Origin of the sequence: Labrenzia sp. THAF35 (genome assembly GCF_009363595.1) — a bacterium.
Lineage (GTDB): Bacteria > Pseudomonadota > Alphaproteobacteria > Rhizobiales > Stappiaceae > Roseibium > Roseibium algicola.
The window spans coordinates 4,054,464-4,080,763 of sequence record NZ_CP045380.1; the positions used below are offsets into that span (position 1 = coordinate 4,054,464).

The window sequence follows — 26,300 nt, forward strand, 5'->3', positions numbered from 1 at the left end:
ACTTGAGCTGCGCTGCAAAAGGTCACGCAGACCCGTTATTGCCAAAACAAAAGGCCCCGGGATTTGTGCTGGTGCAGCAACTTCCCGGAGCCTGTTTGATGGCTACTCATTTTGCTCGCTGCTCAATGCCAGGTATCACTCCAGGCCAGCTTTACGCAAATTGTCCCGAAGCGTCATGACCTTTGCCTGAAGGTCGATGACTTCTTCCAGTTTCAGTCCGGTCGAAGACATGATGCAGGTGCTGAAATGTTCCGTTTTCTTCTGCAAGGCGCGGCCTTTGCGGGTCAGTTTCAGGATAACCTGGCGCTCGTCCTTGATGTTGCGTGTCCGCGTGACCAGCCCCATGGCCTCAAGCCGCTTTAACAGTGGCGTCAGCGTGTTGGTGTCGAGCTGCAGCTTGGACGTAATGGTACCAACCGGAACGTTGTTTGTTTCCCAGAGCACCGTCATGGCCAGGAACTGCGGGTAGGTGAGCCCGACTTCCTTGAGCAACGCCTTGTAGACGCCGTGCATCGCGTGGTTGGCGGAATACAGCGCAAAACACAAGTGCCGGTCGAGCGGCAAGCTTCCATCATGGATTTTCTGACTGTCGTCGTCCTGGTCGCTGGCAGGGTCATTGGCAGCGGATGAAGATGCGGCCTGCTCGGTGCCGGGATCTTCGCCAGCCTGCGTTTCCGCAGAAACGTCAGGCGTCTCCCCGGTATCAACTATCTCTTGGCTGACAGGCGTCTCAGCGACGGCAACGACAATTTCCGCTTCGCGTGTGTCATCGCTTTCAGCGCCGGAAGCCGTTTCCGCCTCAGGCTTGGCAGCGGCCTTCTTGCGCTGTTTCTTCTCAGACTTTTCGGCTTTTGCCGGCTTGTCTTTTTTTTGTTTTTCAGTCGCTTCCGGCGCGGAAAATCCAATCGCGTCCAGCAGGGACATCTGGTTTGTGGTCTCGCTCATTCGCCCCTTATAAATCGCGCGCGATATGGTCGCAACTGTTGACGAATTGGAAGCGTGTGTATATGTGGGTAATTTATATCGTGTACGATTAAAACGTATGAGATATATAAGGCTGAATGACTTATTATTTGAGAAAAAGGAGCCTGCAGATGGCTGTTGATGTGAAATATGAAACCAAGGCAAAGGCCACCGGCGGCCGCGATGGTGCGGCGGAAACGTTGAGCGGATCCTTCAAGGTCAAGCTGGCGACGCCGAAGGAACTCGGCGGCGCAGGCGGCGAAGGCAATAACCCGGAAGAGCTGTTCGCAGCCGGATATGCAGCCTGCTTTATTGGCGCGATGAAATTCGTCGGCGGGCAGGAAAAGATTGCAGTCCCGGCTGATACGTCCATCACCTCGACGGTTGGCATCGGTCCGCGTTCTGAAGGCGGGTTCGGTCTGGCGGTCGCGCTGGAAGTGTCCCTGCCGGGTTTGGACAAGGCTGTAGCTGAAGACCTCGTTGCCAAGGCACACCAGGTTTGCCCCTATTCAAACGCCACCCGGAACAACATTGACGTCAAGCTGACTGTCGTCTGACACAGATTGTCCGGTTCGACCTTTTGTGGTCGAGCCGGACCTCTTTTTGGGCTTTCTGTTGGTGGAAAGGAGCTTTCGTGAGCCTCTTTGTTATCGATCTTCACTACACTGCTGATCTGCGGGAAATAGACGCTCTGGCGGAAGAACACAGGTCCTTCCTGCGGGATCAGTATGAGGCCGGTCTGTTCCTGGCGTCCGGTCCGAAACAGCCGCGAACCGGTGGTGTGATCCTTGCGCGCGCAGCAGACCGTGTCGAAGTCGATCTGGCGATCAACAAGGACCCGTTCAAGTCGGCGGGCGTTGCGGAATATACCGTGACGGAATTCAAGCCGGCCATGCACGCACGGAACTTCCCGATTTGACGCAATAACGGGCGATCACCTCTGTGCGGAATGCAGCCGTCACACGACAATTCCAATTGGCGATGGCGATTTGAAAGAAAACCTTGCCGGGTAACCTGAAATTCCCGGCGGATGGGTGTTAAGAAGGGCCGACCTGTCTCACGCGGAGAATTAAGAACATGCGGCCGAAGCTTGATGGCATCCTGGAAACCGCCGTTTATGTCGACGACATGGAGACGGCTCACTCCTTTTATTCCGAAATCCTGGGATTGAAGCGCATGGTCGCTGGAGAAAGGCTGTTTGCCTATGATGCCGGCCCCGCGCAGGCGCTTCTGGTGTTTCATCGCGGCCATACCGGGGAGGACGTTGAGACGCCTGGAGGTATCGTTCCCGGGCACGATACGTCGGGGCACAGTCATTTCGCGTTTCGCATCGGGTCCGACCAACTGGAACCCTGGCGGGCTTACCTGGGCGAGATGGGTGTGGAAATTGTCAGCGAGGTCATATGGCCGGCAGGCGGCAACAGCCTTTATTTCAACGACCCGGACGGCAATGTCCTGGAGCTGGCGGCAGCCCCGCTCTGGCCGAATTACCTATCGTGATTCTTAACAGTTTTGCGGCAGGGTGACGGCGTTTGAAAGTCATAACAGGTGGCGCAATGAATTTCTTGCAAGCGGTCCTGCGGACATTGTTCTACGTTGCCGTCGGCGGGGTGATTTCGATTGTCGGAGCGGCGTTTTTCTTCATGAACTGGGAGCCTGACCGGAACCAATACACGATCCGCGGCATCGATATTTCGCACCACCAGGGTGATATCGACTGGGCGCAGGTGGCTGCGGACGATATTGCCTTCGTCTACATGAAGGCAACCGAGGGCGGAGACTTCAAGGACCGTGCCTTTGCCCGCAACTGGGCCGGAGCAGGAGGCGCTGGTCTGGCGCGTGGTGCCTATCATTTCTTCAGTTTGTGCAAATCCGGCCGCGAGCAGGCGCAAAACTTCCTGTCGGTTCTGCCTCAGGACAGCGACATGCTGGCACCGGTGGTGGATCTGGAATTCACCGGGAACTGCGCGCGCCGTCCGCCGGCCGAGGAAGTGCTGCAGGAAATCAGTGATTTCGTTGCTCTGGTCGAGCAGGGGCGCGGCAAGCAGGTCATCCTTTATGTGCCGGAGGACTTTTATCTGGACTATCTGAAGGGCAAGGGCCTGAACCGCCGTCTCTGGACGCAGTCGATCTGGCATTCCCCCGGCTATGTGTCAGACTGGTCGCTCTGGCAATACCATGACCGGGGCACGATCAAAGGTATTTCCGGCGATGTCGATCTGAATGTCCTTCATCCAGAGAAAAGCTTGGATAATCTGAAATCCTGACTGCTCAAGTTCATGAAATATAAGCTTTAAAATAGACGTGTTGACTTTAACGTAAAAAGACGGAACTGTGCGCTCCAACAAGGAGCGGGCATGCAGCGTTATTACACCATCACCCAGCTGACGCAGGAGTTCGACATTACCACCCGAACCCTGCGATTCTACGAAGCGCAGGGGCTGGTGTCACCGACGCGCCGGGGTCGTCAACGCCTTTACACACCCGGTGATCGTACCCGCATCAAACTGATCCTTCGCGGCAAGCGTCTCGGATTTTCCCTGAACGAAATCAAGGAAATGATCGAGATGTACGGCAGTGCGCCCGGTGAAACCGGCCAGCTGCGGCTGCTCCTCGACAGGATCGCCGCCCGCCGGGCTGAACTTCTCGAAAAACAGCGCGATATCGAATTGACCCTGGTTGAACTCGACGATGTCGAGGCCGGTGCAAAGGCCCGCATGGTCGAGCTTGAAACAGGCCCGAACCAACTGTCTGGCGCCGTTGCGACCCCGGAGGACAAATGATGGATCTTTCGCCTCGAGACGAAAACTGGGAACCCCGTGTTCGGGCCAGTTTTGCCGCGCAGAAATTCATGACCCATCTTGGGGCAAAGATAGTTCACGTCTCGCCCGGAGCGGTCGATCTGGAATTGACGATGCAGCTGGAACTGACACAGCAACACGGCTTTTTTCATGCTGGTGCGACGTCTTCCATTGCGGACAGTGCGGCAGGCTATGCAGCTCTGACGCTGTTTTCCGCCGGCTTCGGGGTGTTGACCAGCGAATACAAGATCAACCTGCTCAATCCGGCGAAACAACCGGTGCTTCTTGCGCGTGGACGGGTTGTCAAACCGGGACGAACGCTGACCATAGCCAAGGCGGATGTCTACGGACTGGATGACGGCGAACAGGTGCATGTCGCAACGGGGCTGTTCACGCTCATGAGCGTTGCCGGCGTCAAGGACTGAAGAATGACCGATATCACCATCAGGCCGCTGGAACGATCCGACAAGCCGGGCTGGCTCGAACTCTGGAAGGCCTATCTTGCATTCTACGAGCAGGATCTGGCGCCGGGAGTGACGGAAACCCTCTTTGAGCGACTGCATTCCGATGCAGGCCACCGCGCGTTCGTGGCAGTTCAGGAGAATGAGCTGGTTGGACTGGTCCATTACCTTTTTCACGATAGCACCTGGGCCAGTTCGTCCACCTGCTATCTGGAAGATCTGTATGTCAGCGAGAAGCTTCGTGGCGGCGGAGCCGGCCGCAAGCTGATCGAGGCGGTCTACAGGGCCGCGACCGAAGAACCGTCTGCCAGCGGCAAAGTCTACTGGCACACACATGATCACAATACGCGCGCCCGGCAGCTTTACGACCGGATCGGCGTTTTGAGCGATTTTGTCCGATACGACAGGCCTTAAGAACTCTGGGAGGTAATCAAGATGATCCGTAACGATTTTCCGGGTTTCAATTTCGATCTCGGCGAAACCGCCGACATGCTGCGCGACACCGTTCGGTCCTACAGTCAGGACCGGATTGCGCCACTGGCAGAAAAGATCGACCGCGAGGACTGGTTCCCGCGGGAGCTCTGGCCGGAAATGGGAGACCTTGGCCTTCACGGGATCACAGTGGAGGAAGAATGGGGCGGTTCGGGTCTGGGCTACCTGGAGCACTGCATTGCCATGGAAGAGGTCAGCCGGGCGTCCGCCTCCATCGGCCTCAGCTATGGCGCCCATTCAAACCTGTGTGTCAACCAGCTTCGCCGCTGGGGAAGTGACGACCAGAAGAAGCGCTATCTGAACAAGCTCGTGACCGGTGAACATCTGGGCGCGTTGGCCATGTCGGAGCCGGGCGCTGGCTCAGACGTCGTTTCCATGAAACTGAAGGCGGAAAAGAAGGGCGATCGGTACGTCCTCAACGGCTCCAAGATGTGGATCACCAACGGTCCTTCCGCCGATACGATGATCATCTATGCCAAGACCGATCCGGAAGCCGGGCCGAAGGGCATTACCGCATTTCTGGTCGAGAAGAGCTTCCCCGGTTTTTCCGTCGCGCAGAAACTCGACAAGCTCGGCATGCGCGGGTCCGAAACCGGTGAACTGGTGTTCCAGGATTGCGAAGTGCCGGAAGAAAACGTCCTCGGCCAGGTTGGCAAGGGCGTCAACGTGCTGATGTCGGGTCTGGACTACGAGCGCGCCGTTCTGGCTGCAGGGGCCGTCGGCATCATGCAGGCAGCCATGGACGTGGTCATTCCCTATGTCCACGAGCGCGAGCAGTTCGGTCAGCCGATCGGCACGTTCCAGCTTGTACAGGGCAAGGTCGCCGACATGTATGTGACCATGAACGCCACCAAGTCCTATGTCTATGCGGTTGCCAAGGCGTGCGACCGGGGCGAGACCACGCGCGAAGACGCCGCTGGTGCAATCCTCTACGCTGCCGAAAACGCAACCAAACTGGCACTTGATGCAATCCAGCTGCTTGGTGGCAATGGCTACATCAACGAATATCCGACCGGGCGTTTGCTGCGTGACGCCAAGCTGTACGAGATTGGTGCGGGAACTTCCGAAATTCGGCGAATGCTGATCGGTCGTGAGATCTTTAACAAGACGGCCTGATCACCGAACTCGGAGAATGGCATGAAACAGACCCGGCTTCCCGAAAAGCCCGACGCGAAATCTCCGGCGGGGGCCGATATCCGTTTCATCATGGATGGGCCGACAGGAAACATGATCCATTCGACTGTTCCTGTCGGCCAGACCAACCGCGCAACACGTCACAGGACCGTGCATGAGTTCTGGCATGTGCTTTCCGGCCATGGACAGATCTGGAGGTCCAACGATGCCAGCCAGGGCGTTGTCGACCTGGAAGCCGGTGTCTCCATCGATATCCCGGCTGGAACTGCTTTCCAGTACCGCAACACCGGTGAAAACGTTCTGCAGTTCATTTGTATCTCCATGCCTCCCTGGCCAGGGGATGACGAAGCCGAATTTGTTGATGGGCCCTGGGAAGCGACGGTCGGCAGCACCTGAGACCAATCCTGCTGGCGAACCGATCCGGCTTTTTCTGCGTATCGCTGTCACGACGAAAGTGAGGCAGTGAATGACGTCAATTGCGATAATCTTTGGGGCCAGCGGCGGAATTGGCTCAGCCATGAGAGACCACCTTGAAGCGGGCAGCGGCTATGACAAGGTTATCGCCCTTCATCGCACGTCGTCACCACCTCTCGACCTGCTCGACGAACGCATGATCCAGGCCTGTGCCGACTGGATAAGGGAGAAAGAGGGGGATGTTCGATTGCTGTTCGATGCCACCGGGGCTCTCACCTTGGGCAGTGCCCGTCCGGAAAAGAGCCTGCGCGAACTCGATCCTGAAGTCCTTGCTCGTTCATATGCGATCAACGCCATTGGACCGGCACTGCTGATGAAGCACTTTTTGCCACTCCTCCCGAAAGAGGGAAGAAGTGTCTTTGCGACGCTTTCGGCCCGGGTCGGTTCGATCGGCGACAACGGTCTTGGTGGATGGTTTGCTTACCGGGCCGCCAAGGCTGGGCTCAATCAACTGGTCCGTACGGCGTCTATCGAGCTGGCACGCAAAAATCCCTCTGCTATCTGTGTTGCGCTTCATCCCGGCACGGTGAAAACACCCTTGACCGAGAACTTTGCGAAAACCGGGCTCGATGTTCAGGAACCGGCTGTTGCAGCAGAGCGTCTTGTCGATGTGCTGACCAGTCTTATGCCTGCCGACACCGGTGGGTTTTTCGATCAAACCGGCAGGCCGATCCCCTGGTAGGCTTGGCGTGGGCTTAAATCCCGGCATGTTGCGATCACCAAGCGTTCTTCGTCCGCTCAATTCAGGTGTTGGCAGGGAACCCTTTCGTTTTTCAATGCCTCAATTTCAGAAACCCCGCTCGCTCGCTCAAACGCGTTTGGCGCATCCTTGCTAGCCGGTGACAGGGAGTTGCAGCACGGTCGTCAAGCAAGTCGATTGACAACATACCAACTGGTCGGTATGAGTGACGTATGACAGAGAAACCTCAAAAGACCAAACGGCCGGATGCGCGGATCAAGCTGCTGGATTCGGCACTGCGTGTGATCCGTATGAAGGGTTATACGGCAACCACCGTCGATGATCTGTGCCGGGAGGCGGGCGTGACCAAGGGGGCCTTCTTCCACCACTTTCGTTCGAAGGACGATCTGGCAGTTGCCGCTGCTGACTATTGGTCTGAAACGACCGGGGCTCTGTTCGAGAAGGCGACGTATCACGATCCCGAAGATCCGTTGGACCGGGTGCTCGGCTATCTCGATTTCCGCAAGGCACTGGTGCAGGGCGATGTGCCGGAGTTCACTTGCCTGGTCGGGACCATGGTCCAGGAAGTCTATGACACGAACCCATCCATCCGCGATGCCTGCAACCGCAGCATAACGGGGCACGCCGCAACGCTGGTTTCCGATATCGCAGAAGCAGCTGAAGCCCGGGGCGTTGAAGTTCCAGGTGGTGCGGAAAGCCTGGCGCTTCACACACAGGTCGTGATCCAGGGGGCATTCGTGCTGGCAAAGGCAGGCAATGCGCCATCGATAGCAACTGACAGCATCGATCATCTGAAACGTTACGTCGAACTGTTGTTCGGCCGGTCTAGAAACGGGAGAGCGCTATGAGTGAAGTCGAAATTCGCAAGGAAGGTCTGACACTGGAACTCAGCCGCGTCATTGCCGCGCCGCGCGAGGCCGTCTGGCAATGCTGGACCAATCCCGAATTATTGAAGCAGTGGTTTTGCCCGAAGCCCTGGTTCGTACCGAAGGCCGATATGGACGTCCGTCCGGGAGGGCGTTTCAATACAGTGATGGCCGGTCCGGAAGGGGAGCTGTTCGAGAACGTCGGAATGTTTCTGGAAGTTGTCGACGGTGAGAAGCTAACGTTCACGGATGCCTATTCGGAAGGATATGTGCCGCGGGAAAACGCGTTCATGACCGGGTATGTGGAACTGGCAGATGTTCCCGGTGTTGGTACGCGCTTCACATGGGGGGCTCGCCACACTTCGGAAGCAGACAGGAACAAGCACCTGGAAATGGGTTTTGAGGAAGGCTGGAAGGCCGCTTCCACTCAGCTTGATGAGCTAGCAAGGTCGATTGCCATTGAGGGCTTGCAAACAATTCCCGCGTTTTCCGCCAAGGTGCGCACTTGCCTGTTCTTCAGTGAGAAGGGTGAAGAAGCCGCCAAGTACTATACGTCCCTGTTGCCGGATAGCGTGATGGGTTCGGTCTTCAGGCCGGATCCGAATGGACCTGTGCTTGTTGCCGAGTTCACCCTGGCGGGCTCACCTTTCATGATCCTGAACGGCAACCCGGATATGCAGCCAAGTTATCTGACCTCGATTTCCATACTGACGGAAGATCAGGCAGAAACGGACCGGCTTTGGCAGGCGCTCCTTGCCGATGGCGGGGAAGAAGGGCAGTGCGGCTGGTTGAAAGACCGCTACGGTGTTCACTGGCAGATCGTACCGAAGGCGTTGCCTCGGCTGATGCATGCTGGCAATCCGGAACGGGCCGGCCGTGTCAGTGCTGCCCTGATGAAGATGAGGAAGATCGACATTGCCGGGCTGGAAGCCGCTGCCTGAATTGGAGCATAAACACAGCCCGTTGTCTTGATTGCCCAACAAGGCTTGAGCGAAGAAGGAAAATACGAAACGCCACCTGTTGAGCGGCGTTTTGCTTTTGTGGAACAGACACTTTCACCGGGATTGCCGTCCCCGTTCTTTCCGTGCAACTTTGCAATCCGGAGGAGTGGATATGACACATAACGATCCCGTCCACATTCAGCTTGCAACCCCGGAGCGCTGGGCAGATCTGGTGGATCTGTTCGGACCGGAGAGGGGGGCGTCTGGCGGTTGCTGGTGCATGTGGCCGTTCTTGCGGGGCAGAGACTGGAAAGCGATGACCCGTGATGAACGGCGCGATGCATTCCAGCAGAAAGTGGACGCGGGTCCGGTGCCAGGGCTTCTGGCCTACCGCGGCAATCTGGCCGTGGGCTGGATCGCACTGGGTCCGCGCATGCAGTATCTGCGTTTTCAGCTTGGCAAAACCACCCAGCCGCTGCCGGATGACGGCGCACAAGCGCTGGCGGCGACATATGCCGTCACCTGTTTCTTTATCAGAAACGGACATCGCAAAACCGGGTTGATGTCCGTGTTGCTTGATGCAGGCATTGGCCACGCCAAAGCGCAAGGAGCGCATCAACTGGATGCTTGTCCAATGGAATCGGAAAAGCCCCTTCAATGGGGAGAAGGCTTCGTGGGTATAGCAGACGTCTTCCGTAGAGCAGGTTTTGTCGAAATCGCACGCAGAAGCCCGCGGCGGCCGCTGATGCGCAAACTTCTTTGAATGGATTATCCGAATGACCGGTGAAACCGACCTTGCCACCCTGATCTCCCAGATGCGTCCGATGCTGGATCCGGAGCCTTATGTGTTTTGCACCTTCGCTTCGAAATCCATGACGGACCTGGCGGAATACGACCCGATCGGGCTTTTTGCGGAAACGGAAGGCCTCACAGCCATCCTGCCGGTGGAGCGTGCGCGCGAACTGGGTTTGGCCGAGGCCGAATGGTTTCGCCGGATAACCCTGACGGTGCATTCCTCACTTGAAGCCGTGGGTCTGACGGCGTCGATCTCGGCTGCATTGGCCGCTGAGGGGATTTCGGCAAATGTGGTCGCAGCCTATTTTCACGATCATGTTTTTGTGCCCGAAGAGCGCGCCGATGATGCCCTGGCAGCGCTGCGCAAACTCGCCGGAGACATCTGACACTGCTTTTCTTAGTTGGCCGAACTTCGGGCTGGGTGGCGAATTCGGTGGATTTTCCCTTGCAATTTCCGGTTTGCCTTCCCATTCCTAAGCGGGAGCAAGCGGGGTAAGAGCATGCAACGGGTCAAGCGGCGTCTGGCGGCAGTTATGTGCGCAGACGTTGCGCAATATTCCAAGCTCATGGAGCGGGATGAAGACGGAACGCTGGACCGGCTCAAGGCCTATCGGTTGGTGATGTCTGCGCTGACCGAGCGTCACAATGGACGTATCGTCAACACATGGGGTGATGCCGTCATCATCGAGTTCGCCTCGGTGATGGAGGCCGTTCAATGCGCCGTCGACATTCAGAACGAGCTTTCCGTTCGCAATGCGGACCTTCCGGACCTGAACAGGATGGAGTTTCGCATCGGTATCAATCTCGGCGACATCATGGTCGAGGGCGAGGATATCTACGGCGACGGTGTGAATGTTGCTGCCCGTTTGCAGGAAATCGCGCCGAGGGGCGGGATCATGCTCTCCCAATCGGTCTATGACCAGGTCAAGACCAAGATGGCGCTGGGCTTTGAGCCGCTTGGCCCTCAGCACGTCAAGAACGTTACCGATCCCGTTGAAACCTATTGCGTGCGTATTGGCGGTCGCAATGCGCCGGAGGAAAAACGGTCCGGGCAGGAGACGAACGGAACTGCGGAGCGACGCCAGACCGAAATTCCAAGACCGGAATGGGAACGAGACACCCAGGCGGTTGCCTCCGGGTTTGAACAGGCGCGCCGTTGGTTGAGGGCTCAGCCAAAGCGGGTGCGAAGCTGCGTTTTCATGATCGGCCTGTTTTTCGTAATCAACCTGCTGACATCTGGCTTGTCCACATTGTGGTTCGTCTGGCCGTCCCTGCCTTTCGCAGCCATGCTGGTTTGGTATCTGCTTGTCGGGCGACAGGAAAAGCGCTTCGGCGAGACGACGGGACCGGGTGATTGAGCGAGGGCAATGTCACGTGTTGCCGATCTGATAACTCTTTTCACGCTAATCAGGGTCTGATGATTTGCGAGTGCAACTGACTTCGCTTACACATGGACCAACGCGGGGCGGCGAAACATTCCGTCAGCCCATCGAAAATGCCGGCCAGGCCGGCCCAACAGCAAAGGGAGCTTAATCCTGCGCATGAAAAACTATTCGACCACGGTGCCTGCACGCCTCGACGATGAAGACGAGGATAAGCCCAAGAGCCAGCCGTCGATCCAGGTCGACAAGCATCTGTTCGAAGCGCGCACAGTTCTGATCACCGGTCCGGTGACACAGGACATGGCCCGCGACGTGTGCGCCCGGCTTCTGGCGCTGGCGCAGGTTTCCAACGACCCGATCACGGTCATTGTTTCGTCTCCGGGCGGTCATGTCGAATCCGGTGACATGATTCACGACACCATCAAGTTCATCGCACCCGAGGTCCGTATCCTCGGCATGGGCTGGGTGGCCAGCGCCGGTGCACTGATCTACGTGTCGGTTCCCAAGGACAAGCGTTTCTGCACGCCGAACACTCGTTTCCTGCTTCATCAACCGTCCGGTGGTGCCGGCGGCATGGCCACGGATATCGAGATCCAGGCCAAGGAAATCATCAAGATGCGCGATCGACTGAACAAGATCTTCGCGGCGGCGACAGGCCAGCCGATCGAACGGATCGAAAAAGACACCGATCGCGACTACTGGATGAGCCCGGAAGAGGGTATCGACTACGGTCTGGTCGGCAAGATCGTCACGAGCGTGGACGAACTTGGTTGATCCCGACTGACCTGACTGCAAACGTAGAAACGCCGGCAAATGCCGGCGTTTTTTCTATCCGAACCGATCAGAGGCAGATCGGTTCGGGTTCGACGGAATAGACCATTACCGGTGCAACCGGCTTGGGGTTGAGCACATGCGGCCGAAGTCGGGACATGAGCTCACGCAGGTGCTCTTCGTCTCCGGGGGCAGGGGCGCCGTCGAAGATGACTGCGACAAGGTGATCCACGAAGCGTTCGTAGATGTTGTTGCAGGTGCAGATCGGCGCCAGCAGTTCACAGACGGGCTTGCCGTCGTAAAATGGCGCTCCACCGGCAAGGAAGATCAGGAACTCGGTCAGATCGTCCGAGTGTTCGAATTCCGGCAGAAAGCTGGTCACGTCGAAACACGGGTCCTGTTCCAGTCTCGCTTTGAGGCGAGGCATTGCCCGCATGATCGCCTTGCGACCGCCTAGTTTCATATAGAGTGTCATCTGGCTAACCCTCATTGATCCTTCATTACGATGTCGCCAAGATGACTCAGAAAGCGTGCCAGCCCTGTGACTCCGATCACGGATAAACCCTTTGTCAAAATCACCAGTGCCCGCTAATGGCGCATTGGTGCGGTGAAAACAGCCCCAAAGCGGCCGTTTTCAACGGTTTGAGCAGGAAGATGTCGGTAAAATGTGACAGGCGCGTTACAGGACCCGTAATCAGCGGTCGGTCAGGTCTCGCGGAGGCATCGGCGTCCACATTGTTAAAAATAGTGAGGCAGCTAAGGAATGCGCGCGGTGGTCGGATCGGCGAAAAGCCTGACCAAATCGAAGCCTGTCAGCAATAGCCAAAGTTCGGACCAATTTCAGAAATGCTGCGAATCGATGCGCCCTGACTTCCGGCATTCGCCGGATTTTCCGGTCTCGATGGCCGCTGCCGTGGGGACGGCCTCCCCGGCGATGAGGCGGGCTCTGCCGGTTTCCTTTGCCAAATAGAGATTTCTGTCAGCCCGTTCAAAAAGCGAGGCAGGGGTGTCTTCAGGCCTTTTTTCCGCCAGGCCCGCGCTTGCGGTATAGGCATATCTCTTGCCGCGCGCGAACATTGGTGTCGCGTTCAACAGATCAAGCATGCGACGGACGACTATCGTTGCTTGCGCCAAATTTGTTTCCGGCAGGATCAGCGCGAATTCTTCACCACCTACACGGCAAACGACATCCGTCTGGCGAAGATGTTCCAGACATCTTTGCGCAAAATGAACGAGGATTTCATCTCCAAGCTGATGGCCATGGGCATCGTTGATCGACTTGAAATGGTCCAGGTCGATAAGGGAGATGCAGAAGTCGTGGTCATAGCGAGCAGATCGATTGTATTCCTTGTCCAGTTCCTGATCGAACCCGCGGCGGTTGGAGATACCGGTAAGCGGATCCGTAAGTGCCAGGTTTTCAAGTTCGGTCCGCTCCTGACCGAAATGCAAGATCTTGTTGTTGAGCGACGAAATATCGGCGTTGAGCGCGGCAAATTTGCTGGAAAGGTTCATGTTCTCGTCGAAGCGGACAAGAACGGCGCCATCAATTCCGGTGCCCGGAACAGACAGTCTGTGGCCAAAAGCAACGCTTTCATATCCGGACAGAAGTTTCAGGCGCACCGGAACGGGAGTGGTTGAAGACCTGCACATCGACAGGTAGTCATCCACCTGCGCTGTATCCCTGACCTTGTCCGAAAGTTGTTCACCTACACTAATTCCGGCAAGAGACTTGGCTGCCTTATTTGCGAGAACCACACGGCCAAAATCGTCCAGCAGGAGAATAGGCTGTGGCATAGTCTGGACAAGGGCCGATATGATGGCGGTAGACTTGGGCACGACTATCGGACCCTGTAGAATTCTTTGCCGTTGACGTCGTTCTCTGCGGTCGGAGTCAGGTGGACAACAACACGGCAGTCAGTATCACCACGGGCGATTGACCTGTCGATGTGAACCCTGGCGTAGCCATGGCAATCTGCAGCGATTCTTCCGAAGACGTTTGTCGTCATCATGCAGAGGGACGGGCGGTCCTTGACGCGGTCTCCGAACGGGCAGCGGGTGTTCTTGAGGATCAAGACCTTGTTGTCTTCATATTCGACACAGAACTGGCCGCCGATCCGTCGTTTCAGGTCAACCAGGACGTCTGCAAGCAAAGGCCCTGGGATCTGTTCAAGATGCAGGGCAGACTTGTAATCGGAATTGATCTTTTCACCGATGCGGTTGGCTACCAGTGCGATGAACCCTTCCGCCTCGTTCAATCCGACAATTTCCTGCAGTGCTCCGCTGAGCTCTCGAATGATCTGATTGAAGAAGTCGGTTGTCTCCAGGGGGATCTGTGCCTTGGTGATTTCCGGCTGCTGCTGGTCCACTTCAATCGGCAGGCTCATGATCGATCCTCCTAGGGTTGCAATCTAACGTTGGGTGAATTTTCTTTCGAATCAATTAAATCGTTGAAATAAAGAGACAATAATGATGCAACCTGGAGATTTGTGACAATGCGTGGGCGGACGTCTCAACCTCGAACATTGTCGTAATTGTCATGCGGGAGAACGACTAGAAAATCCGGACCAAGACCGTGAAAACCATTTTGGCTCAAAGCTGTCAGGATGTGTTTCAACTTCAGCTTCAAGTCTCAATATTGTCGGTTTCACCGTATCTTTGTCACGCATCGGGCCCGCAACGATTCGGATTTTTCAGATGTATGTTTACCTATCCAAGATCGGCGGATTTCTGATCCTGCCATCCAATTTTCTCGTTGTTCTGATGGCTTTGGGATTGGTGCTCAGCCTTACGTCAAAGTGGCGGCGCAGTGGACGGTTTCTGACTTTTGCCGGTTTTCTTGGTTTGGTGGTTTGCGCTTTCTCACCGGCAGCCAACTGGTTGATTGTGCCCCTCGAGGACCGTTTTCAGCGTCCCGGCACTTTGGAGAATTATGACGGGATCATCGTTCTGGGCGGTGCCGTGGACACGGTGGTGACCGGCGTGCGGGGCGACACGGCCCTGACAATGTCCGCCGAGCGCATCACCATCACTGCACGGCTGGCCAACGCGCTGCCGGAGGTGAAGATCATTCACACCGGTGGGCAGGGCATGATCGTATCGGACCAGGCAACAGAAGCCGAAGGGGCTGCGCGACTGTTTCGAGACTTCGGCATCTCTCCCGATCGCGTCATTCTGGAAGACAAGTCCCAGAACACCTGGCAAAACGCAGTCTACGCAAAGGATATTGTGCAACCACAGCCCGGACAGCAGTGGCTTCTTGTCACTTCGGCCTATCACATGCCGCGCGCCATGGGAGTGTTCGAAAAGGCCGGTTGGACCGGGGTGACGGCTTATCCGGTGGACTATCGCACGCGTGGACCGCAGGACAAGTCGCTCGGCTTCGACGGTGCTTCAAAAGGCCTGCGGCGCTTTGATATCGCCTACCGGGAATGGGTTGGTCTGGCTGTCTACTGGATGCTTGGCAGGAGCACGGAATTCTTCCCTGGTCCATGAATTTGCAAAACCCTTTCGACAGTCAGCGACTTTTGAAATCGAACCTCTTTTACTGTGCGGAGCGTGTTCCCATATACTGGGCTCAATCAGGGATTTGAAAGGACGTGGGCTGATGGTCCTCGAAGCGCCGATCGTTGCGGCAGACGTCGTACAATGGCTCTACAGCGATGCGCCCCAATTGAAGGGGACGCTGGAAATCGTCACTGAGATGGCGAAACGTCTGCGCGCCGGAAAAGTTCCGGTCGATCGTGTCACCACGGGGATCTGGGTGGTGCATCCGAACGTGCGCGCGGAAAGCTCGATCTGGGTCAACGGCCAGACACCGGAATTGCGCCTTCACACTGCGGAGAACAAATCGCAGGACGAATACCAGAAAAGTCCGATCAAGCGCGTGCATGAAACGCAGAAGGCCGTTCGAGTGGAAATCGGCAAGAAGCCGGCTGTCGCTGACGAATTTCCGATTACCGCAGAGCTGCGCCAGGAAGGCTATACCGACTATATCGCTTTGCCCATGCGGTTCTCCGACGGCTCGGTGAAGGTTGCGAGTTTCGCCACCAAGACACCAGGCGGATTTTCAGGGTCGCATATCGGCGTTTTTGAATCGCTGATCCAGCCGCTTGCCCTCGTGTGTGAACTCAAAACACTACGCCGCACCGCTGAAACCGTTCTGGACACCTATGTCGGCCCGCGGGCGGGTTCGAAGGTTCTGGACGGCACGACGCGGCGTGGAGAAGGCGAGTGGATCAAGGCGGTTGTCAGCTTCGCCGACATCCGTGGGTTCACGCGTCTTTCCAACACACTTCCGGCGGACAAGATCGTATTGTTTCTGAACAAGTATTTCGGAGCGATGACGGCAGCTGTCGAAGCCCACGGTGGCGAGGTGCTGAAGTTCATTGGCGATGAAGTGATGGCGATCTTTCCGTATGAAACCGAAGAGGAAGCCAGGGACGCCTCGGTGCGTGCGCTGATGGCAGCACGTGAAACGCTGACGCGGATCGAGGCGATCAACACGGCCCGAACCTGTTCGGTCACACCTGACCTGAGCGTTGGAATTGCCCTTCACGCGGGCGATGTCTTCTACGGCAATGTCGGCAGCGAAACGCGGCTGGACTTCACGGTCGTCGGCCCAGTGGTCAATCTTGCGGCCCGTATTGCAGAGCTTGCAAAGGACCTGCAGCGCCAGCTTCTGGTCTCGGATGCCCTGGCCGATATCATGGGGTGCCGGTCGGGCCTCTTTGGCCGCTATCAGGTGAAGGGGTTTGATGAACCCGTATCGGTGTATTCGCCGGATTTGTCCGCGGATCCCAAGTTCGGATATTGCCCCAAGAGCACGGCGGCTCTGGCCTTGGAAACGAACTGACGACGTAGCAGGACCAGGAGAACGGCGAGGGTGGTTGCGGCAAATACATAAGGCCCGGCGAACCACCCAAGGAAGCCGATCGAAAAGAACAGCGCTCGCTGGCCGCGATTGAAATGGCGGCCTGCGAGAACGCCCAGCTCCCCCGCCTGCGCAGCCATTTTCGCGATCACTTCGTCAGGTGCCTGACCTTGTTGCGGGACTGCGCCCATGACGATGCTGGCATAATTGAAGAGCCGGTATGCCCAGCCGAATTTGAAAAATCCATAGGCAAAGATCAGCATCAGGGCGAGCACCTTGATTTCCCAGAGCGCGCGGCTGTCGGCCACCGGGATGGACAGGTCACCGGCGACCTGAACGATGCGTTCCGTTGCATCCAGCAGCGCAAAGCCGCCGCCGATCGCCAGTAGGGACGTTGACGCGAAGAACGCGGTGCCTTGTTGCAGACCGGACATGATAGACGTGTCCATGATGCGGACTTCCCGCAGGCTCATGGCACGCATCCAGCCGCGTCTGTAGGTTTCCATGGCGCTGGACAATGTCTTTTTACGCAGCGGACTGACATCGATCAGCAAATTGAAACCGAGCCAGGCAAACAGAAACCAGGCGGCTGCTGCCAGGTCCATATTCGAGAGCGCGTGCATCCTGATCCCTTTTGATTCTCCGGTGGCCGAATCCGGCCATGGTCTGTCTTACCAGACTTTTTCCTGGTCCCTAACAGGCAGCACCGAGAGGACTAAGTGGCTGAATTTCCTGATGCGAAACGAGGAATGCAAAAATGCGGGATCAGCTGCTCTTTTTTTGCGCTTGCGAAATGGTAATGGATCGTTTACCTCCTCGCCTCAATGGCGCCATATTTGAGGTCGGTGGGACCCGGCGCCGCACAACAATATGTAGGGTTTTTATGGACGAAAACGTGCAGAAATCTTGTTGGAGCGTCACTCTCTGGACTGTCGCTGCAGTGGGCCTCGCATTGACGATGGTACTTCTGTTCAACGATGTTGAAAGTGCACAACAAGCCGTCGCCGCCGCCAAATAAGCCAGCGGGACGCAAGGAAAACAAAGGCGCAGCGTGAGGCTGCGCCTTTTGTCGTTTTAGCGGACATTTTATGCGAGCTCGGTATTCTCCGAGCTGAGAAGGCGTCGTTCGAACTTCGGGCGTGTCAGTTTCCGGCAGAACTGGTTGAGAACGAAATCTCGGGTCTGTCCGATGGCCCGTAGGACTGCCTGAATTCCATTTGCCGCACCACTGTCCTGTTGCCGGGATGGCTGATGAGGAATGCGGTATAGGCTCTTTCACCCAGAGGCAGCAGTACAAGTTGAACGGTGCCCGATCCTGGCCAGTCCAGTTCCGCGCCCCAGGCCGGAACATCTTCCGGATTGTCTTTCCCGAACAATGCCTGAATGTCGATGTCATGAAGCAGGGACGTTCCGTTGGCGTCCCACGTCAGCGCGGCCAGGCCTTGTTCCAGCGGAAACAGGCTGAGTTTGGCGCCGTTGATCTCGACATCAAGACGGTTGGTGGCATCCCTTTCGATCAGAGCTGTGCCTTCGTTCATGTCGGTTGCCAGCGCGATGCGCTCCCCGTTGCTTTGAACGAACCCTTCTGTGTTCACCACCTTGAATATGCCAACCGGGATGCTTTCCGCCTGAAGTGGCAAAACGGAAACGAGAAAGACCAGCAACGATGTGAGTGTACGTAACACGCCCGGACCCTGTATTGAGCTTTTGTCCGGATCATACACCTTCAAAACTTTAGAAAGTCTTTTTCCAATACCGGACTCGGGGCGCTAAGCTGCTCAAAACTCAAGGTTATCGTCTATTTTGACAGGGATACCACGAGGTCCTCTATTGTCGAATGTTCCGGTTGCCAGCCAGTTGCCCTTTGGGCATGGCTGACGTCGACGGACTGCGACAAGGCAAAACCGGCGGCCCAGTCGGTAAGCGGTTCGGTTGCCTCAGGGGCCGGAACTGTCATGATTTCCAGCGGCAGTCCGTGGCGGGCTGAAATGTGAGATGCCAGATGACCGACCGAGATGCCGGGAATGCAGCTCGCGATCAGGGACATCCGGAACCGTGCGTTCTTGAGGGCAAGAGCATAAAGCGCGGCAAGGTCGTTGATTTCAACAAGCGCCCATTTGGTTTGCGACGTCGCGCGGGTTTCAAACGGCCTGCCTTCCTTCAGCGCGGCCGTCATCTCGGCAATCGGCCCGGTCGTCTGGCCGCAGGCGAGGGCCGGATGAATGACCGTCAGATTGAGATCCGTTCCGTGTGACAGGGTCCTGATCGTCTCGGTCATGAAGCGAAACGCGGGTAAGGGCGCGAACTGGGTTTTCTCGGTCAACAGGCTGTCGCCTGTCGTTGCGGGAAAGAGCCAGATGCCTCCGGTGTAAACAATCTTGAGCGGCTGCTTGCGGTGCCTTGATGCCTGCTTCAACGCAAGCATGCTCTGGCGGTCAACACGGCCCATGTCTTCGGAAAAAGTTGCACCAAGATGGATGACGGCATCGCATGAGGCCGCCCGTGATACCCAGCTTTCCGGTGCTCGCAAGTCGCCCGGGTAGGCGCTTGCACCGGACGCACGCAGCTTTGCCGAGGACGCGTCAGAGCGGGCCAGACCGATTACCCTGGCACCATCCTGAACCAGCCGCTTTACCACGGCAGAACCGATCTCGCCGGTTCCACCCGTTACAAATACTTCCATGGGCAAAGAGAACCCCGTTCTTGCCATCGGCGCAAGCTGAAGCTGCCTGTGAAATTCGACAATCCACCGCCGTTTCTCGCCACAATCTTGACCTTGGCGGGAAGCCTGATACGTCAGAAGCATGACCTTGCATCTGGTAAAACTGTGCGTCGGCGCAGACAGCGTCGAGTCTCTTCAGGCCTGGATCGATTTTCGTATGGAGAACGCCCGCAAATCGGGACTTCCGGCGGAAACGATCCATACGACGCGCATGGTGCCAACCCGCAAGGACGAGCTTCTGGACGGTGGGTCTCTCTATTGGGTGATCAAGGGCAAGATCCAGGTGCGTCAGCACCTGATCGACATCAGGCCGTTTACGGATCAGGCGGGCGTCAAACGCTGCGACCTGGTGATGGAGCCGAGACTGATCCTGACGCAGTACCAGCCCAAGCGGCCGTTTCAGGGCTGGCGATATCTGAAGGCGCAGGACGCGCCGGCGGACCTGAAGGCTGGTGGCGCGGCACACGCCATGCCGGAGGACATGCGGCGGGATCTTACGGAACTCTGCCTGCTTTGATCCGCTGATATCAGCCTGGATCCGGCAGGGCTTTCTGAAGATGCGTGACCAGTGTGCCGAGTTCCGGCCAGCCGCGCCCTAGGCCCGGGTTCTCCTTCTTTCGTGTCATGGCAAGATGGGCATAGCCATGCACCAGCGACCACACGAGTATCTCGATTTCTTCCGGATCGGTCCCTTCAGGGATCAGCGGTGCGCATGTTTCGCGCAGGATGGCGTAGGCCCTTGAGGCGTGCACCGCGAATTCCTCGTCATCCTCATTGAACTTCTGTCCCGAAAAAATGAAAAGGAACAGCTCCGGGTGGCCGGTGGCGAAATCCAGGTACCCCTGACAGATCGCGCTCAGTCTTTCTGTTGCCGCAGGAGGAGACGCATCGAGGCGTTGTTCCATCGCCTGGCAAAACAGGGCGAAGCCGCGCCCTGCAATCGCCGTCGACAAACCTGTGATGTTCTTGAAGTGATAACCGGGCGCAGCGTGTGACACACCCGCCTTGGCGGCGCATTCACGCAACGAGAGCTTGTCCGGACCACGTTCTCGCAAAAGCGCCACACCTGCATCAACCAGGGCTTTTCGAAGACTGCCGTCTCTTTTGCGACGTGGAGGAGGAACTGTCATGTGGTCTTCATCGGTCATTCGCTTGACAGTGTCAAGTTTCGCTCTATTTTGACACTGTCAAGTTAAGTTGGAGGATCGGTATGTCGATGGTTTCTAGGTTTGCAGCAAACGTCGCTTTTTGGACGGCAGCCGTTAGCGCCGCTCTGGTCGCCGTGGCTTCATTGAGGTTTTTGGCGCTGGGGGTATCCGCTTCAATGGAATTCGTGGCGCATAACCTCGACGGAAATGCGCTGATGCTCTACGCCCATATCGGTGTTGCACCGATCGCACTCGCGTTGATGCCGTTTCAATTCATGACAAGGCTGCGAGCCAGCAGGCCGAAACTGCATCGCTGGCTGGGACGAGGGTATGTCGTGTCGATCCTGATCTCGGGGATTGCAGGACTTCAGCTGGCCTTTCACACGACTGCAGGGACCTTCGCTGCAACAGGCTTTGCGATTCTCGCAGTCTTGTGGCTTGCGACGACCGGCATCGCGTTCGCCTTTGCGTTGAGGCGGCAATTCCCGCGTCACCGAGCCTGGATGCTGCGTTCGGCGGCTCTTACATTTGCTGCCGTAACATTGCGGGTCTATCTGGGGAGCAGTATGGCGGCGGGGGTCGATTTTGATGTCGCCTATCCACTTATCGCCTGGCTGTGCTGGGTGCCTAACGTCCTCGTCATGGAGGCATACCTGCAGATGGCTCGACCCGGAAAGACAGGCCTGATTTCAGCGACAGCGTAAGAACATGATCGGCTGCGCCATATTGCATCCGACGGCTTGAGTCTTGCCAAAACGGCTGCCCGGACCCAAGTTGAGTGTCACCAACTGGCAGAAGGAGGCGGCCGTGAACGTCAAGACCGGCAAAGGCACGGTAGACCCTATGGTCAAGCAGGACGCCCGCGTGCCTTCAGCCGAATCCGATGTTGCTGCCTTTCTTCAGAAGGCCAAGGAAATTGCACCGCAACCGGGCAGCGGCGGGCGGTTGGTGTTTGCCCTGGACGCTACCATGAGCCGTCAACCGACCTGGGACCAGGCCTGTCAGATCCAGGCGGAGATGTTTCAGGAAGCCGGCAAGATTTCAGGCCTCAGCATCAAGCTTGTCTATTTTCGCGGTTTCGGTGAATGCCGGGCGTCCCGCTGGTTTTCCAGCGGCACTGAGCTTGCCCAGGCCATGAGCCGCATTTCCTGTCAGGGGGGGCGTACCCAGATCCGAAAGGTGCTCTCGGCTGCCTTGTCCGCGGCCAATACCGAGAAAATTGCGGCGCTGGTCTATGTCGGCGATTGTATGGAGGAGGACGTGGATGCCCTGTGTGACAAGGCTGGCCAGCTGGGCATGCTTGGTGTGCCTATGTTCCTGTTTCAGGAGGGGCGTGACGGCGTCGCTGAGCGCGCGTTTCGCGAGATGGCCAGACTGACCAACGGCGCCTTTTGCCGGTTTGATTCCGGGTCTGCCCAGCAACTGGCCGATCTTTTGAAGGCGGTTGCCGTTTTCGCCAGCGGAGGCCGGACGGCACTTCAGCAGCTCGAAAAGCAAGGCGGCAAGGGCGCAACGCTTCTGCTGCAGCAGCTACCATCGGCCCGCTAGAACCCGGAAAGCACCGGGCTTGCACTTCCTTGCTGTAGCCGGTGCCGGAGGTTTACATACTCGGCAACTTTCGACACGTGACTGGAGTAGGGCCGGGGCATCCCAATGTGATGGTCCCGGGCCGGCGAACGGGGAACCAACCGCCACATGATTTATTTGATTATCGGCTTGATACTGCTGACCGCCCTGTTGACGCTCGGCAACAAGTTCGTGAACGCCAATCCCGCAAATCTGGCCAGAGGACTGCGCCTCTTCGGAGGAGCGTTTCTGATGGTGTTGGCGCTTGTCTTTGCGCTGACGGGCCGGTTCGTGTTTGCCATCCCGTTGTTCGGGCTTGGCTTGTCGGTGCTGGGGATGTCCGGGCTGAACTGGCTCTCGTCAGGCTACAAACCTCAGAAAACCTCCGGACAACGTTCCCGTGTGCGGACCGCTATGGTGGAGATGGAACTCGATCACGATACCGGTCACATGACCGGGACCGTGCTGGCAGGCACCTATCAGGGGCGCGAGCTGGATCAGTTGACCGAAACGGACCTGGAAGCCTTTTGGCAGGAGACGGCCCAGGACGGTCAGAGCCAGAAGCTAGTCGAAGCTTATCTCGACCGCAGGCTTGCCGGTTGGCGTGAACACTTCCAGGCGAATGGAGCAGAGCGGCAGGGAAGCGCGGCGAGCTCTGGCCCCATGACAGATGAGGAGGCCTACCAGATCCTGGGGCTTACGCCCGATGCCGGGGACGCGGAAATTAGAGCCGCGCACCGCAGGCTTATGATGCGGGTCCATCCCGACCAGGGAGGCTCCGGTTTCCTCGCGGCGAAAATCAACGAGGCTAAAGACACGCTTCTCAGAAGACATTGACGGCATCCGTTACGCGGTTACTGGTAGATGGCGAAGCAAGCGTATTTTGCCTTTTTCAAGCTTTTGCAGGCATTCCACGCAGCTGTTTTGGTGTCGAAGCCGACGAAGCGGGCCCGGTAGAGGGTCTGTCCGTTGGTGTCGACGGGTTCGGTGTAAGGGACCCGGCCACGAAGGGCGGATCCGGTCTTGGCCTTGGCGTTCTTCAACATCGTGATGGCCTGGCCTTCGGATTCTGTTGCGGCGATCTGGACCTGCCAGCCCGGCTCGACATCGCGGGTGTCGCTGGTTGCAACCGTAACGCTGTCGTCGTCGCTGCTGTTGTCGGCAGCGGTGGTTTCAGGCGCTGCAACCGTTTCAACCGGCGTCGTGTTGACCGCGATCGTCTGAACGGAGACCGTCTTGACCGACTGCGCGGAGCCGACAGCGCGCTGGCTGTTGTCCGACTTCACGACTTCTGCTCTTGCAGCTTCGATCAGGGCAGTCCGGGAAATCGAATTGGTGTTAAGCGGCTCATCCGGGCTTGAAGGCGGGATCGGCGGCAAAGCTGTTGCGACTGCAAACGTGCTGTCAAAGCGTTGCTTGACCAGTTTCGGCGGTAGCGGAACGTCGTTGCCAAAGCCTGGAACCGGAGCAGGGGCCTGGGCCGAAGCCATGACTGGCGCATTGGACGCAGTCACGGGAAGGGGGGCCGGAGCCGGTGTCGGAATGGCGCCAGGGTTGGACGGTGCGGTGAATGCCAGCACCATCGGCTCACCCGTTGCAGGCACAGGTTCGCTTCCCGGCTTGCTGTTCGGAAGAGGCGGGTTCTTCAGCGCAATTGCCACGAAAGTCGGTTCAGACGTGTTCTGAACGATCAGCGGGGCGGTTTTCGGGCCGCGGCTTGCCTTGGGCAGATAGGAGTTGATGAGCTTTGTCATCTGCGCGTTGCGTGACGCGCCGGTTTTGCCACCCATCACGACGGCCACAATCTGCCGCCCGTCCCGGTTCACAGATGTCACCAGGTTGAAGCCGGATGCCCGGATGTAACCGGTCTTGATGCCGTCTACACCCTTTACGCGGCCCAGCAGCTTGTTGTGGTTGCCATAGGTGCGTCCGTTGTACTTGTAGGCACGGGTTTTGAAGTAGCCGTAGTACTGCGGGAAACGTTCCTGAATCGCGCGGCCAAGCGTCGCCATGTCGCGGGCTGTCGTACGCTGACCGCTGTCGGGCAGGCCGTGCGGGTTGCGGAAAGTGGTCTTCGACATGCCGATCTGGCGCGCCGTACGGGTCATGCGCTCGGCGAATTTCTTTTCAGAGCCACCCAGGTTTTCAGCGATCACGGATGCGACGTCGTTCGCGGACTTGGTAACAAGTGCGAGGATGGCGTCCTTGACCTTGATCGTGCCGCCGGGCTTGAGGCCCAGCTTGGAGGGCGGACGTGCGGAAGCGTAGCTGGAAACGCTCAGGTTGGAGTCCAGCGACAGTCGCCCGGCTTCCAGTTCCTCGAACACCAGATAAAGCGTCATGATCTTGGTGAGCGATGCCGGATACCGGTAGGCGTCAGCCGAGGAGGAGTAAAGTGTCTTGCCGGTTTTTGCATCAACGACGATCCCCGCATATTTCGGGTTGGCCATCGCCGTTGCCGGGACCCCCAGGAGCACCAGGCCGAGGGTCAAGATCTTAGCGGTGCGGGCGAGAGCCCGTCCTTTGCGAAAAATACGCATCCCAAACACAATTACTATCCCATTCTGGGTCACGTGGTTCGTATCTGGAGCGGCACGGTTCGGATCTTAACCCCCTGCGATTCAAAGCCGCGGCCCCGTCGTTCTCCATGTCATTTGATGGAATCACGGTTACGAATGAGTAAATGAATGATCGAAAAAGCACTTAAAAAAATAGTTTTTTGTTAGAGTTAATTGTTGGTTAAGGTTGTGTTTTGCGTACTTGATAAGAATTATTTAGATCTAATCTTATTTTCATTTGTTTTATTGGTTAAGAGTTTGTTTATTTTCGGTGTCTGTTGTTCCGAAGTTGGTCAAATTCAAGAATCTGACTGAAATCTTGCTGAGGCTCTGTTGTTTCCTGCTTCCGGTTGCTGGTGCCGGTCTCGATCAGGGGTATCTGTTTTCAGAGGGAAGTCTGACAGCTTACGCCATGGAAGGATTGTCAATTTCGCGTAATGGTTGTTTTTGCAATGCAAAATCGCCTTGACACTTATTGTGCAGTGCATTACGACAAGATCCCGTTAGGTAACGCGATACGCGCGCCGGGCCGCCCCATAAGGCCGATGCTTGGGATTGGAAACCGGTTCGCCGGAAAAGGGCAGAAAAATGATGAACAACTTTGATGAAATGCAGAAGATGAGCAAAGACAACATGGATATGGCCATGGCGTCTTTCGGCTCCGTCAGCAAGGGTTTCCAGGCCATCGCCGCTGAAATGGCCGACTACCAGAAAAAGTCCTTCGAGGAAGGTTCCGCAGCTGTTGAGAAGCTCGTTTCCTCCAAGTCCCTCGACAAGGCATTTGAAGCGCAGGCCGACTACGTCAAAACCGCTTACGAAGGTTTTGTTGGCGAGATGACAAAGATCGGTGAAATGGTCACCGACATGTCCAAGGATGCCTACAAGCCTTACGAAGGTGTGATGGGCAAGCTTGCGAAGTAAGTTTTCCTTTCAGCCGTCTCAGGACGGCTTGAAGTTTCAAACCCGGCTCCGACGAGCCGGGTTTTTTCGTATATGCACAGATTTACAGGCTTGCCGCGGTTCATCCTGCCATTTGCAGCCGGATTTCGAAATGCGTTCTCTTGCCACCTTTTAATCATTAACGGGCAACCTACATTCCTCTTGACCGGCAGCGCAGGGACTACAAATGCGCTGTTGACCTTTATGTTGATGAAATCGACCATTGCGCGAGCGCGGCTTGCGCGGCAGGATTATCACTGAGAATGCGTATTCGCGGCGCAGTCCGTGCTGCGGAAAGCTCTGGACCAGCTGCGCAGGGCAGTGTGTTCAGGATTCGAAATTTGGTGATGGCCGGAGTGATAGAGGCAAAAGAAACGGCAATGTCGGCGGGCTCTGATTATGACAATGACGGTGGCGACGCCGGAACGGTTACAGTCACCCGTACCAAAACAGTAACCAAGCGGCCAAATCTCTATCGAGTGCTGCTGTTGAACGATGACTACACTCCGATGGAGTTCGTCATTCACGTTGTGGAGAACTTCTTCCAAAAAAACCGCGAAGAGGCGACCCGCATTATGCTGCATGTTCACCATCACGGCGTCGGGGAATGCGGGATTTATTCCTACGAGGTCGCGGAGACGAAAGTCACCCAGGTGATGGATTTCGCGCGCAAGCATCAGCATCCGTTGCAATGCGTCATGGAAAAAAAGTGAGGAC

The 26,300-nt window shown here is 57.0% G+C and carries 33 protein-coding genes; 24 read left to right on the forward strand and 9 right to left on the reverse strand.

What is annotated here, in order from left to right:
* Positions 1–135: 135 nt before the first annotated feature.
* Entirely contained in the window at positions 136–945 is an 810-nt protein-coding gene (locus FIU93_RS31740) for a MarR family transcriptional regulator (RefSeq protein WP_152506408.1), read from the reverse strand.
* A gap of 149 nt (positions 946–1,094) precedes the next feature.
* Between FIU93_RS31740 and FIU93_RS18605 the strand changes: the two genes are divergently transcribed.
* From FIU93_RS18605 to FIU93_RS18680, 16 genes are all read left to right on the forward strand, one after another.
* A complete protein-coding gene (locus FIU93_RS18605) occupies positions 1,095–1,520 on the forward strand; it encodes an organic hydroperoxide resistance protein (RefSeq protein ID WP_055654655.1) in 426 nt (141 codons plus the stop codon).
* Between the two features lie 77 nt (positions 1,521–1,597).
* The gene (locus FIU93_RS18610) at positions 1,598–1,882 is read left to right on the forward strand and encodes a YciI family protein (protein WP_152506409.1); all 285 of its coding nucleotides are present in this window, start codon (positions 1,598–1,600) and stop codon (positions 1,880–1,882) included.
* Between the two features lie 158 nt (positions 1,883–2,040).
* Positions 2,041–2,463: a VOC family protein gene (locus tag FIU93_RS18615; RefSeq protein ID WP_152506410.1), complete on the forward strand. Its 423-nt coding sequence runs from the start codon at positions 2,041–2,043 to the stop codon at positions 2,461–2,463.
* 56 nt (positions 2,464–2,519) lie between these two features.
* Complete coding sequence (locus FIU93_RS18620; protein WP_022998298.1) at positions 2,520–3,230, forward strand: GH25 family lysozyme; 711 nt, start codon at positions 2,520–2,522, stop codon at positions 3,228–3,230.
* Between the two features lie 90 nt (positions 3,231–3,320).
* A complete protein-coding gene (locus FIU93_RS18625; RefSeq protein WP_152506411.1) occupies positions 3,321–3,746 on the forward strand; it encodes a MerR family DNA-binding transcriptional regulator in 426 nt (141 codons plus the stop codon).
* Positions 3,746–4,189 (forward strand): PaaI family thioesterase, encoded by a 444-nt coding sequence (locus FIU93_RS18630; protein WP_152507631.1) that lies wholly within the window; start codon positions 3,746–3,748, stop codon positions 4,187–4,189. Before FIU93_RS18625 ends, FIU93_RS18630 begins: the two co-directional genes overlap by 1 nt.
* Positions 4,190–4,192: 3 nt before the next feature.
* Positions 4,193–4,639, forward strand: coding sequence for a GNAT family N-acetyltransferase (locus tag FIU93_RS18635; RefSeq protein ID WP_152506412.1), 447 nt, complete (start codon positions 4,193–4,195; stop codon positions 4,637–4,639).
* A 21-nt stretch (positions 4,640–4,660) separates the two neighbouring features.
* On the forward strand, positions 4,661–5,833 hold the full coding sequence (locus tag FIU93_RS18640) for an isovaleryl-CoA dehydrogenase (protein WP_062488596.1): 1,173 nt from the start codon (positions 4,661–4,663) through the stop codon (positions 5,831–5,833).
* A gap of 21 nt (positions 5,834–5,854) precedes the next feature.
* The gene (locus tag FIU93_RS18645; protein ID WP_152506413.1) at positions 5,855–6,247 is read left to right on the forward strand and encodes a cupin domain-containing protein; all 393 of its coding nucleotides are present in this window, start codon (positions 5,855–5,857) and stop codon (positions 6,245–6,247) included.
* Between the two features lie 121 nt (positions 6,248–6,368).
* The gene (locus FIU93_RS18650; protein WP_286202366.1) at positions 6,369–7,007 is read left to right on the forward strand and encodes an SDR family oxidoreductase; all 639 of its coding nucleotides are present in this window, start codon (positions 6,369–6,371) and stop codon (positions 7,005–7,007) included.
* Between the two features lie 230 nt (positions 7,008–7,237).
* On the forward strand, positions 7,238–7,873 hold the full coding sequence (locus FIU93_RS18655) for a TetR/AcrR family transcriptional regulator (protein WP_152506415.1): 636 nt from the start codon (positions 7,238–7,240) through the stop codon (positions 7,871–7,873).
* The gene (locus FIU93_RS31745; RefSeq protein WP_286202367.1) at positions 7,870–8,832 is read left to right on the forward strand and encodes a VOC family protein; all 963 of its coding nucleotides are present in this window, start codon (positions 7,870–7,872) and stop codon (positions 8,830–8,832) included. The genes FIU93_RS18655 and FIU93_RS31745 overlap by 4 nt, the downstream gene beginning before the upstream one ends.
* Positions 8,833–9,148: 316 nt before the next feature.
* Positions 9,149–9,595 carry a GNAT family N-acetyltransferase gene (locus FIU93_RS18665; RefSeq protein WP_209010164.1) on the forward strand — a complete coding sequence of 149 codons (447 nt, stop codon included), beginning with the start codon at positions 9,149–9,151 and terminating at the stop codon, positions 9,593–9,595.
* A gap of 13 nt (positions 9,596–9,608) precedes the next feature.
* On the forward strand, positions 9,609–10,013 hold the full coding sequence (locus FIU93_RS18670; RefSeq protein WP_022998308.1) for an ACT domain-containing protein: 405 nt from the start codon (positions 9,609–9,611) through the stop codon (positions 10,011–10,013).
* 114 nt (positions 10,014–10,127) lie between these two features.
* Positions 10,128–10,985, forward strand: a complete 858-nt coding sequence (locus FIU93_RS18675; protein WP_075282967.1) for an adenylate/guanylate cyclase domain-containing protein — start codon at positions 10,128–10,130, stop codon at positions 10,983–10,985.
* A gap of 183 nt (positions 10,986–11,168) precedes the next feature.
* Positions 11,169–11,783, forward strand: coding sequence for an ATP-dependent Clp protease proteolytic subunit (locus tag FIU93_RS18680; RefSeq protein ID WP_022998310.1), 615 nt, complete (start codon positions 11,169–11,171; stop codon positions 11,781–11,783).
* Positions 11,784–11,850: 67 nt separating this feature from the next.
* On the opposite strand, the gene FIU93_RS18685 is transcribed toward FIU93_RS18680, so the two are convergent.
* The 3 genes from FIU93_RS18685 to FIU93_RS18695 form a co-directional block, all read right to left on the reverse strand.
* Complete coding sequence (locus tag FIU93_RS18685) at positions 11,851–12,255, reverse strand: Clp protease ClpP (RefSeq protein ID WP_031268347.1); 405 nt, start codon at positions 12,253–12,255, stop codon at positions 11,851–11,853.
* Positions 12,256–12,620: 365 nt separating this feature from the next.
* Positions 12,621–13,616, reverse strand: coding sequence for a diguanylate cyclase (locus FIU93_RS18690; protein ID WP_152506416.1), 996 nt, complete (start codon positions 13,614–13,616; stop codon positions 12,621–12,623).
* Between the two features lie 2 nt (positions 13,617–13,618).
* Entirely contained in the window at positions 13,619–14,164 is a 546-nt protein-coding gene (locus FIU93_RS18695; RefSeq protein WP_206907827.1) for a methanogen output domain 1-containing protein, read from the reverse strand.
* Between the two features lie 310 nt (positions 14,165–14,474).
* Between FIU93_RS18695 and FIU93_RS18700 the strand changes: the two genes are divergently transcribed.
* Both FIU93_RS18700 and FIU93_RS18705 read left to right on the forward strand, forming a co-directional pair.
* Entirely contained in the window at positions 14,475–15,272 is a 798-nt protein-coding gene (locus FIU93_RS18700) for a YdcF family protein (RefSeq protein WP_152506417.1), read from the forward strand.
* Positions 15,273–15,384: 112 nt separating this feature from the next.
* On the forward strand, positions 15,385–16,632 hold the full coding sequence (locus FIU93_RS18705) for an adenylate/guanylate cyclase domain-containing protein (RefSeq protein ID WP_209010165.1): 1,248 nt from the start codon (positions 15,385–15,387) through the stop codon (positions 16,630–16,632).
* Here the strand turns inward: FIU93_RS18705 and FIU93_RS18710 are convergent.
* The 3 genes from FIU93_RS18710 to FIU93_RS18725 all read right to left on the reverse strand — a co-directional run bounded on the left by FIU93_RS18710 (position 16,518) and on the right by FIU93_RS18725 (position 19,333).
* Complete coding sequence (locus FIU93_RS18710) at positions 16,518–17,273, reverse strand: DUF599 family protein (RefSeq protein ID WP_075282964.1); 756 nt, start codon at positions 17,271–17,273, stop codon at positions 16,518–16,520. The two genes, FIU93_RS18705 and FIU93_RS18710, sit on opposite strands and share 115 nt — an antisense overlap.
* Before the next feature lie 519 nt (positions 17,274–17,792).
* Positions 17,793–18,335, reverse strand: coding sequence for a hypothetical protein (locus FIU93_RS18720; protein WP_152506418.1), 543 nt, complete (start codon positions 18,333–18,335; stop codon positions 17,793–17,795).
* A gap of 113 nt (positions 18,336–18,448) precedes the next feature.
* A complete protein-coding gene (locus FIU93_RS18725; protein WP_209010166.1) occupies positions 18,449–19,333 on the reverse strand; it encodes an SDR family oxidoreductase in 885 nt (294 codons plus the stop codon).
* A gap of 121 nt (positions 19,334–19,454) precedes the next feature.
* Here FIU93_RS18725 and FIU93_RS18730 point away from each other — a divergent pair, with 121 nt between their 5' ends.
* Entirely contained in the window at positions 19,455–19,889 is a 435-nt protein-coding gene (locus FIU93_RS18730; RefSeq protein ID WP_055654619.1) for a DUF1489 family protein, read from the forward strand.
* 10 nt (positions 19,890–19,899) lie between these two features.
* Here the strand turns inward: FIU93_RS18730 and FIU93_RS18735 are convergent, their stop codons facing one another.
* Positions 19,900–20,502 (reverse strand): TetR/AcrR family transcriptional regulator, encoded by a 603-nt coding sequence (locus tag FIU93_RS18735; RefSeq protein WP_173017355.1) that lies wholly within the window; start codon positions 20,500–20,502, stop codon positions 19,900–19,902.
* Positions 20,503–20,696: 194 nt separating this feature from the next.
* Between FIU93_RS18735 and FIU93_RS18740 the strand changes: the two genes are divergently transcribed.
* From FIU93_RS18740 to FIU93_RS18750, 3 genes are all read left to right on the forward strand, one after another.
* Complete coding sequence (locus tag FIU93_RS18740) at positions 20,697–21,224, forward strand: DUF2306 domain-containing protein (RefSeq protein WP_152506421.1); 528 nt, start codon at positions 20,697–20,699, stop codon at positions 21,222–21,224.
* 103 nt (positions 21,225–21,327) lie between these two features.
* Positions 21,328–22,068, forward strand: coding sequence for a VWA domain-containing protein (locus FIU93_RS18745; RefSeq protein ID WP_152506422.1), 741 nt, complete (start codon positions 21,328–21,330; stop codon positions 22,066–22,068).
* A 147-nt stretch (positions 22,069–22,215) separates the two neighbouring features.
* Positions 22,216–22,923 carry a DnaJ domain-containing protein gene (locus FIU93_RS18750; protein WP_152506423.1) on the forward strand — a complete coding sequence of 236 codons (708 nt, stop codon included), beginning with the start codon at positions 22,216–22,218 and terminating at the stop codon, positions 22,921–22,923.
* A 17-nt stretch (positions 22,924–22,940) separates the two neighbouring features.
* Here FIU93_RS18750 and FIU93_RS18755 read toward each other — a convergent pair whose 3' ends face one another.
* A complete protein-coding gene (locus FIU93_RS18755) occupies positions 22,941–24,626 on the reverse strand; it encodes an SPOR domain-containing protein (protein ID WP_075282958.1) in 1,686 nt (561 codons plus the stop codon).
* A gap of 606 nt (positions 24,627–25,232) precedes the next feature.
* On the opposite strand from FIU93_RS18755, the gene FIU93_RS18760 reads away from it, so the two are divergent.
* Both FIU93_RS18760 and clpS read left to right on the forward strand, forming a co-directional pair.
* Positions 25,233–25,565 carry a phasin family protein gene (locus FIU93_RS18760; RefSeq protein WP_031268356.1) on the forward strand — a complete coding sequence of 111 codons (333 nt, stop codon included), beginning with the start codon at positions 25,233–25,235 and terminating at the stop codon, positions 25,563–25,565.
* A gap of 398 nt (positions 25,566–25,963) precedes the next feature.
* The gene (gene clpS, locus FIU93_RS18765) at positions 25,964–26,296 is read left to right on the forward strand and encodes an ATP-dependent Clp protease adapter ClpS (protein ID WP_031268357.1); all 333 of its coding nucleotides are present in this window, start codon (positions 25,964–25,966) and stop codon (positions 26,294–26,296) included.
* The last annotated feature ends 4 nt before the right edge of the window (positions 26,297–26,300 follow it).

Coding starts and splice junctions, on each gene's coding strand:
- FIU93_RS31740 (WP_152506408.1), bottom strand. CDS start 945: ATGAGCGAGACCACAAACCAGATGTCCCTGCTGGACGCGATTGGATTT.
- FIU93_RS18605 (WP_055654655.1), top strand. CDS start 1,095: ATGGCTGTTGATGTGAAATATGAAACCAAGGCAAAGGCCACCGGCGGC.
- FIU93_RS18615 (WP_152506410.1), top strand. CDS start 2,041: ATGCGGCCGAAGCTTGATGGCATCCTGGAAACCGCCGTTTATGTCGAC.
- FIU93_RS18620 (WP_022998298.1), top strand. CDS start 2,520: ATGAATTTCTTGCAAGCGGTCCTGCGGACATTGTTCTACGTTGCCGTC.
- FIU93_RS18625 (WP_152506411.1), top strand. CDS start 3,321: ATGCAGCGTTATTACACCATCACCCAGCTGACGCAGGAGTTCGACATT.
- FIU93_RS18630 (WP_152507631.1), top strand. CDS start 3,746: ATGGATCTTTCGCCTCGAGACGAAAACTGGGAACCCCGTGTTCGGGCC.
- FIU93_RS18635 (WP_152506412.1), top strand. CDS start 4,193: ATGACCGATATCACCATCAGGCCGCTGGAACGATCCGACAAGCCGGGC.
- FIU93_RS18640 (WP_062488596.1), top strand. CDS start 4,661: ATGATCCGTAACGATTTTCCGGGTTTCAATTTCGATCTCGGCGAAACC.
- FIU93_RS18645 (WP_152506413.1), top strand. CDS start 5,855: ATGAAACAGACCCGGCTTCCCGAAAAGCCCGACGCGAAATCTCCGGCG.
- FIU93_RS18650 (WP_286202366.1), top strand. CDS start 6,369: ATGAGAGACCACCTTGAAGCGGGCAGCGGCTATGACAAGGTTATCGCC.
- FIU93_RS18655 (WP_152506415.1), top strand. CDS start 7,238: ATGACAGAGAAACCTCAAAAGACCAAACGGCCGGATGCGCGGATCAAG.
- FIU93_RS31745 (WP_286202367.1), top strand. CDS start 7,870: ATGAGTGAAGTCGAAATTCGCAAGGAAGGTCTGACACTGGAACTCAGC.
- FIU93_RS18665 (WP_209010164.1), top strand. CDS start 9,149: ATGACCCGTGATGAACGGCGCGATGCATTCCAGCAGAAAGTGGACGCG.
- FIU93_RS18670 (WP_022998308.1), top strand. CDS start 9,609: ATGACCGGTGAAACCGACCTTGCCACCCTGATCTCCCAGATGCGTCCG.
- FIU93_RS18675 (WP_075282967.1), top strand. CDS start 10,128: ATGCAACGGGTCAAGCGGCGTCTGGCGGCAGTTATGTGCGCAGACGTT.
- FIU93_RS18680 (WP_022998310.1), top strand. CDS start 11,169: ATGAAAAACTATTCGACCACGGTGCCTGCACGCCTCGACGATGAAGAC.
- FIU93_RS18685 (WP_031268347.1), bottom strand. CDS start 12,255: ATGACACTCTATATGAAACTAGGCGGTCGCAAGGCGATCATGCGGGCA.
- FIU93_RS18695 (WP_206907827.1), bottom strand. CDS start 14,164: ATGAGCCTGCCGATTGAAGTGGACCAGCAGCAGCCGGAAATCACCAAG.
- FIU93_RS18700 (WP_152506417.1), top strand. CDS start 14,475: ATGTATGTTTACCTATCCAAGATCGGCGGATTTCTGATCCTGCCATCC.
- FIU93_RS18705 (WP_209010165.1), top strand. CDS start 15,385: ATGGTCCTCGAAGCGCCGATCGTTGCGGCAGACGTCGTACAATGGCTC.
- FIU93_RS18710 (WP_075282964.1), bottom strand. CDS start 17,273: ATGCACGCGCTCTCGAATATGGACCTGGCAGCAGCCGCCTGGTTTCTG.
- FIU93_RS18725 (WP_209010166.1), bottom strand. CDS start 19,333: ATGGAAGTATTTGTAACGGGTGGAACCGGCGAGATCGGTTCTGCCGTG.
- FIU93_RS18730 (WP_055654619.1), top strand. CDS start 19,455: ATGACCTTGCATCTGGTAAAACTGTGCGTCGGCGCAGACAGCGTCGAG.
- FIU93_RS18735 (WP_173017355.1), bottom strand. CDS start 20,502: ATGACAGTTCCTCCTCCACGTCGCAAAAGAGACGGCAGTCTTCGAAAA.
- FIU93_RS18740 (WP_152506421.1), top strand. CDS start 20,697: ATGGAATTCGTGGCGCATAACCTCGACGGAAATGCGCTGATGCTCTAC.
- FIU93_RS18750 (WP_152506423.1), top strand. CDS start 22,216: ATGATTTATTTGATTATCGGCTTGATACTGCTGACCGCCCTGTTGACG.
- FIU93_RS18755 (WP_075282958.1), bottom strand. CDS start 24,626: ATGCGTATTTTTCGCAAAGGACGGGCTCTCGCCCGCACCGCTAAGATC.
- FIU93_RS18760 (WP_031268356.1), top strand. CDS start 25,233: ATGATGAACAACTTTGATGAAATGCAGAAGATGAGCAAAGACAACATG.
- clpS (WP_031268357.1), top strand. CDS start 25,964: ATGTCGGCGGGCTCTGATTATGACAATGACGGTGGCGACGCCGGAACG.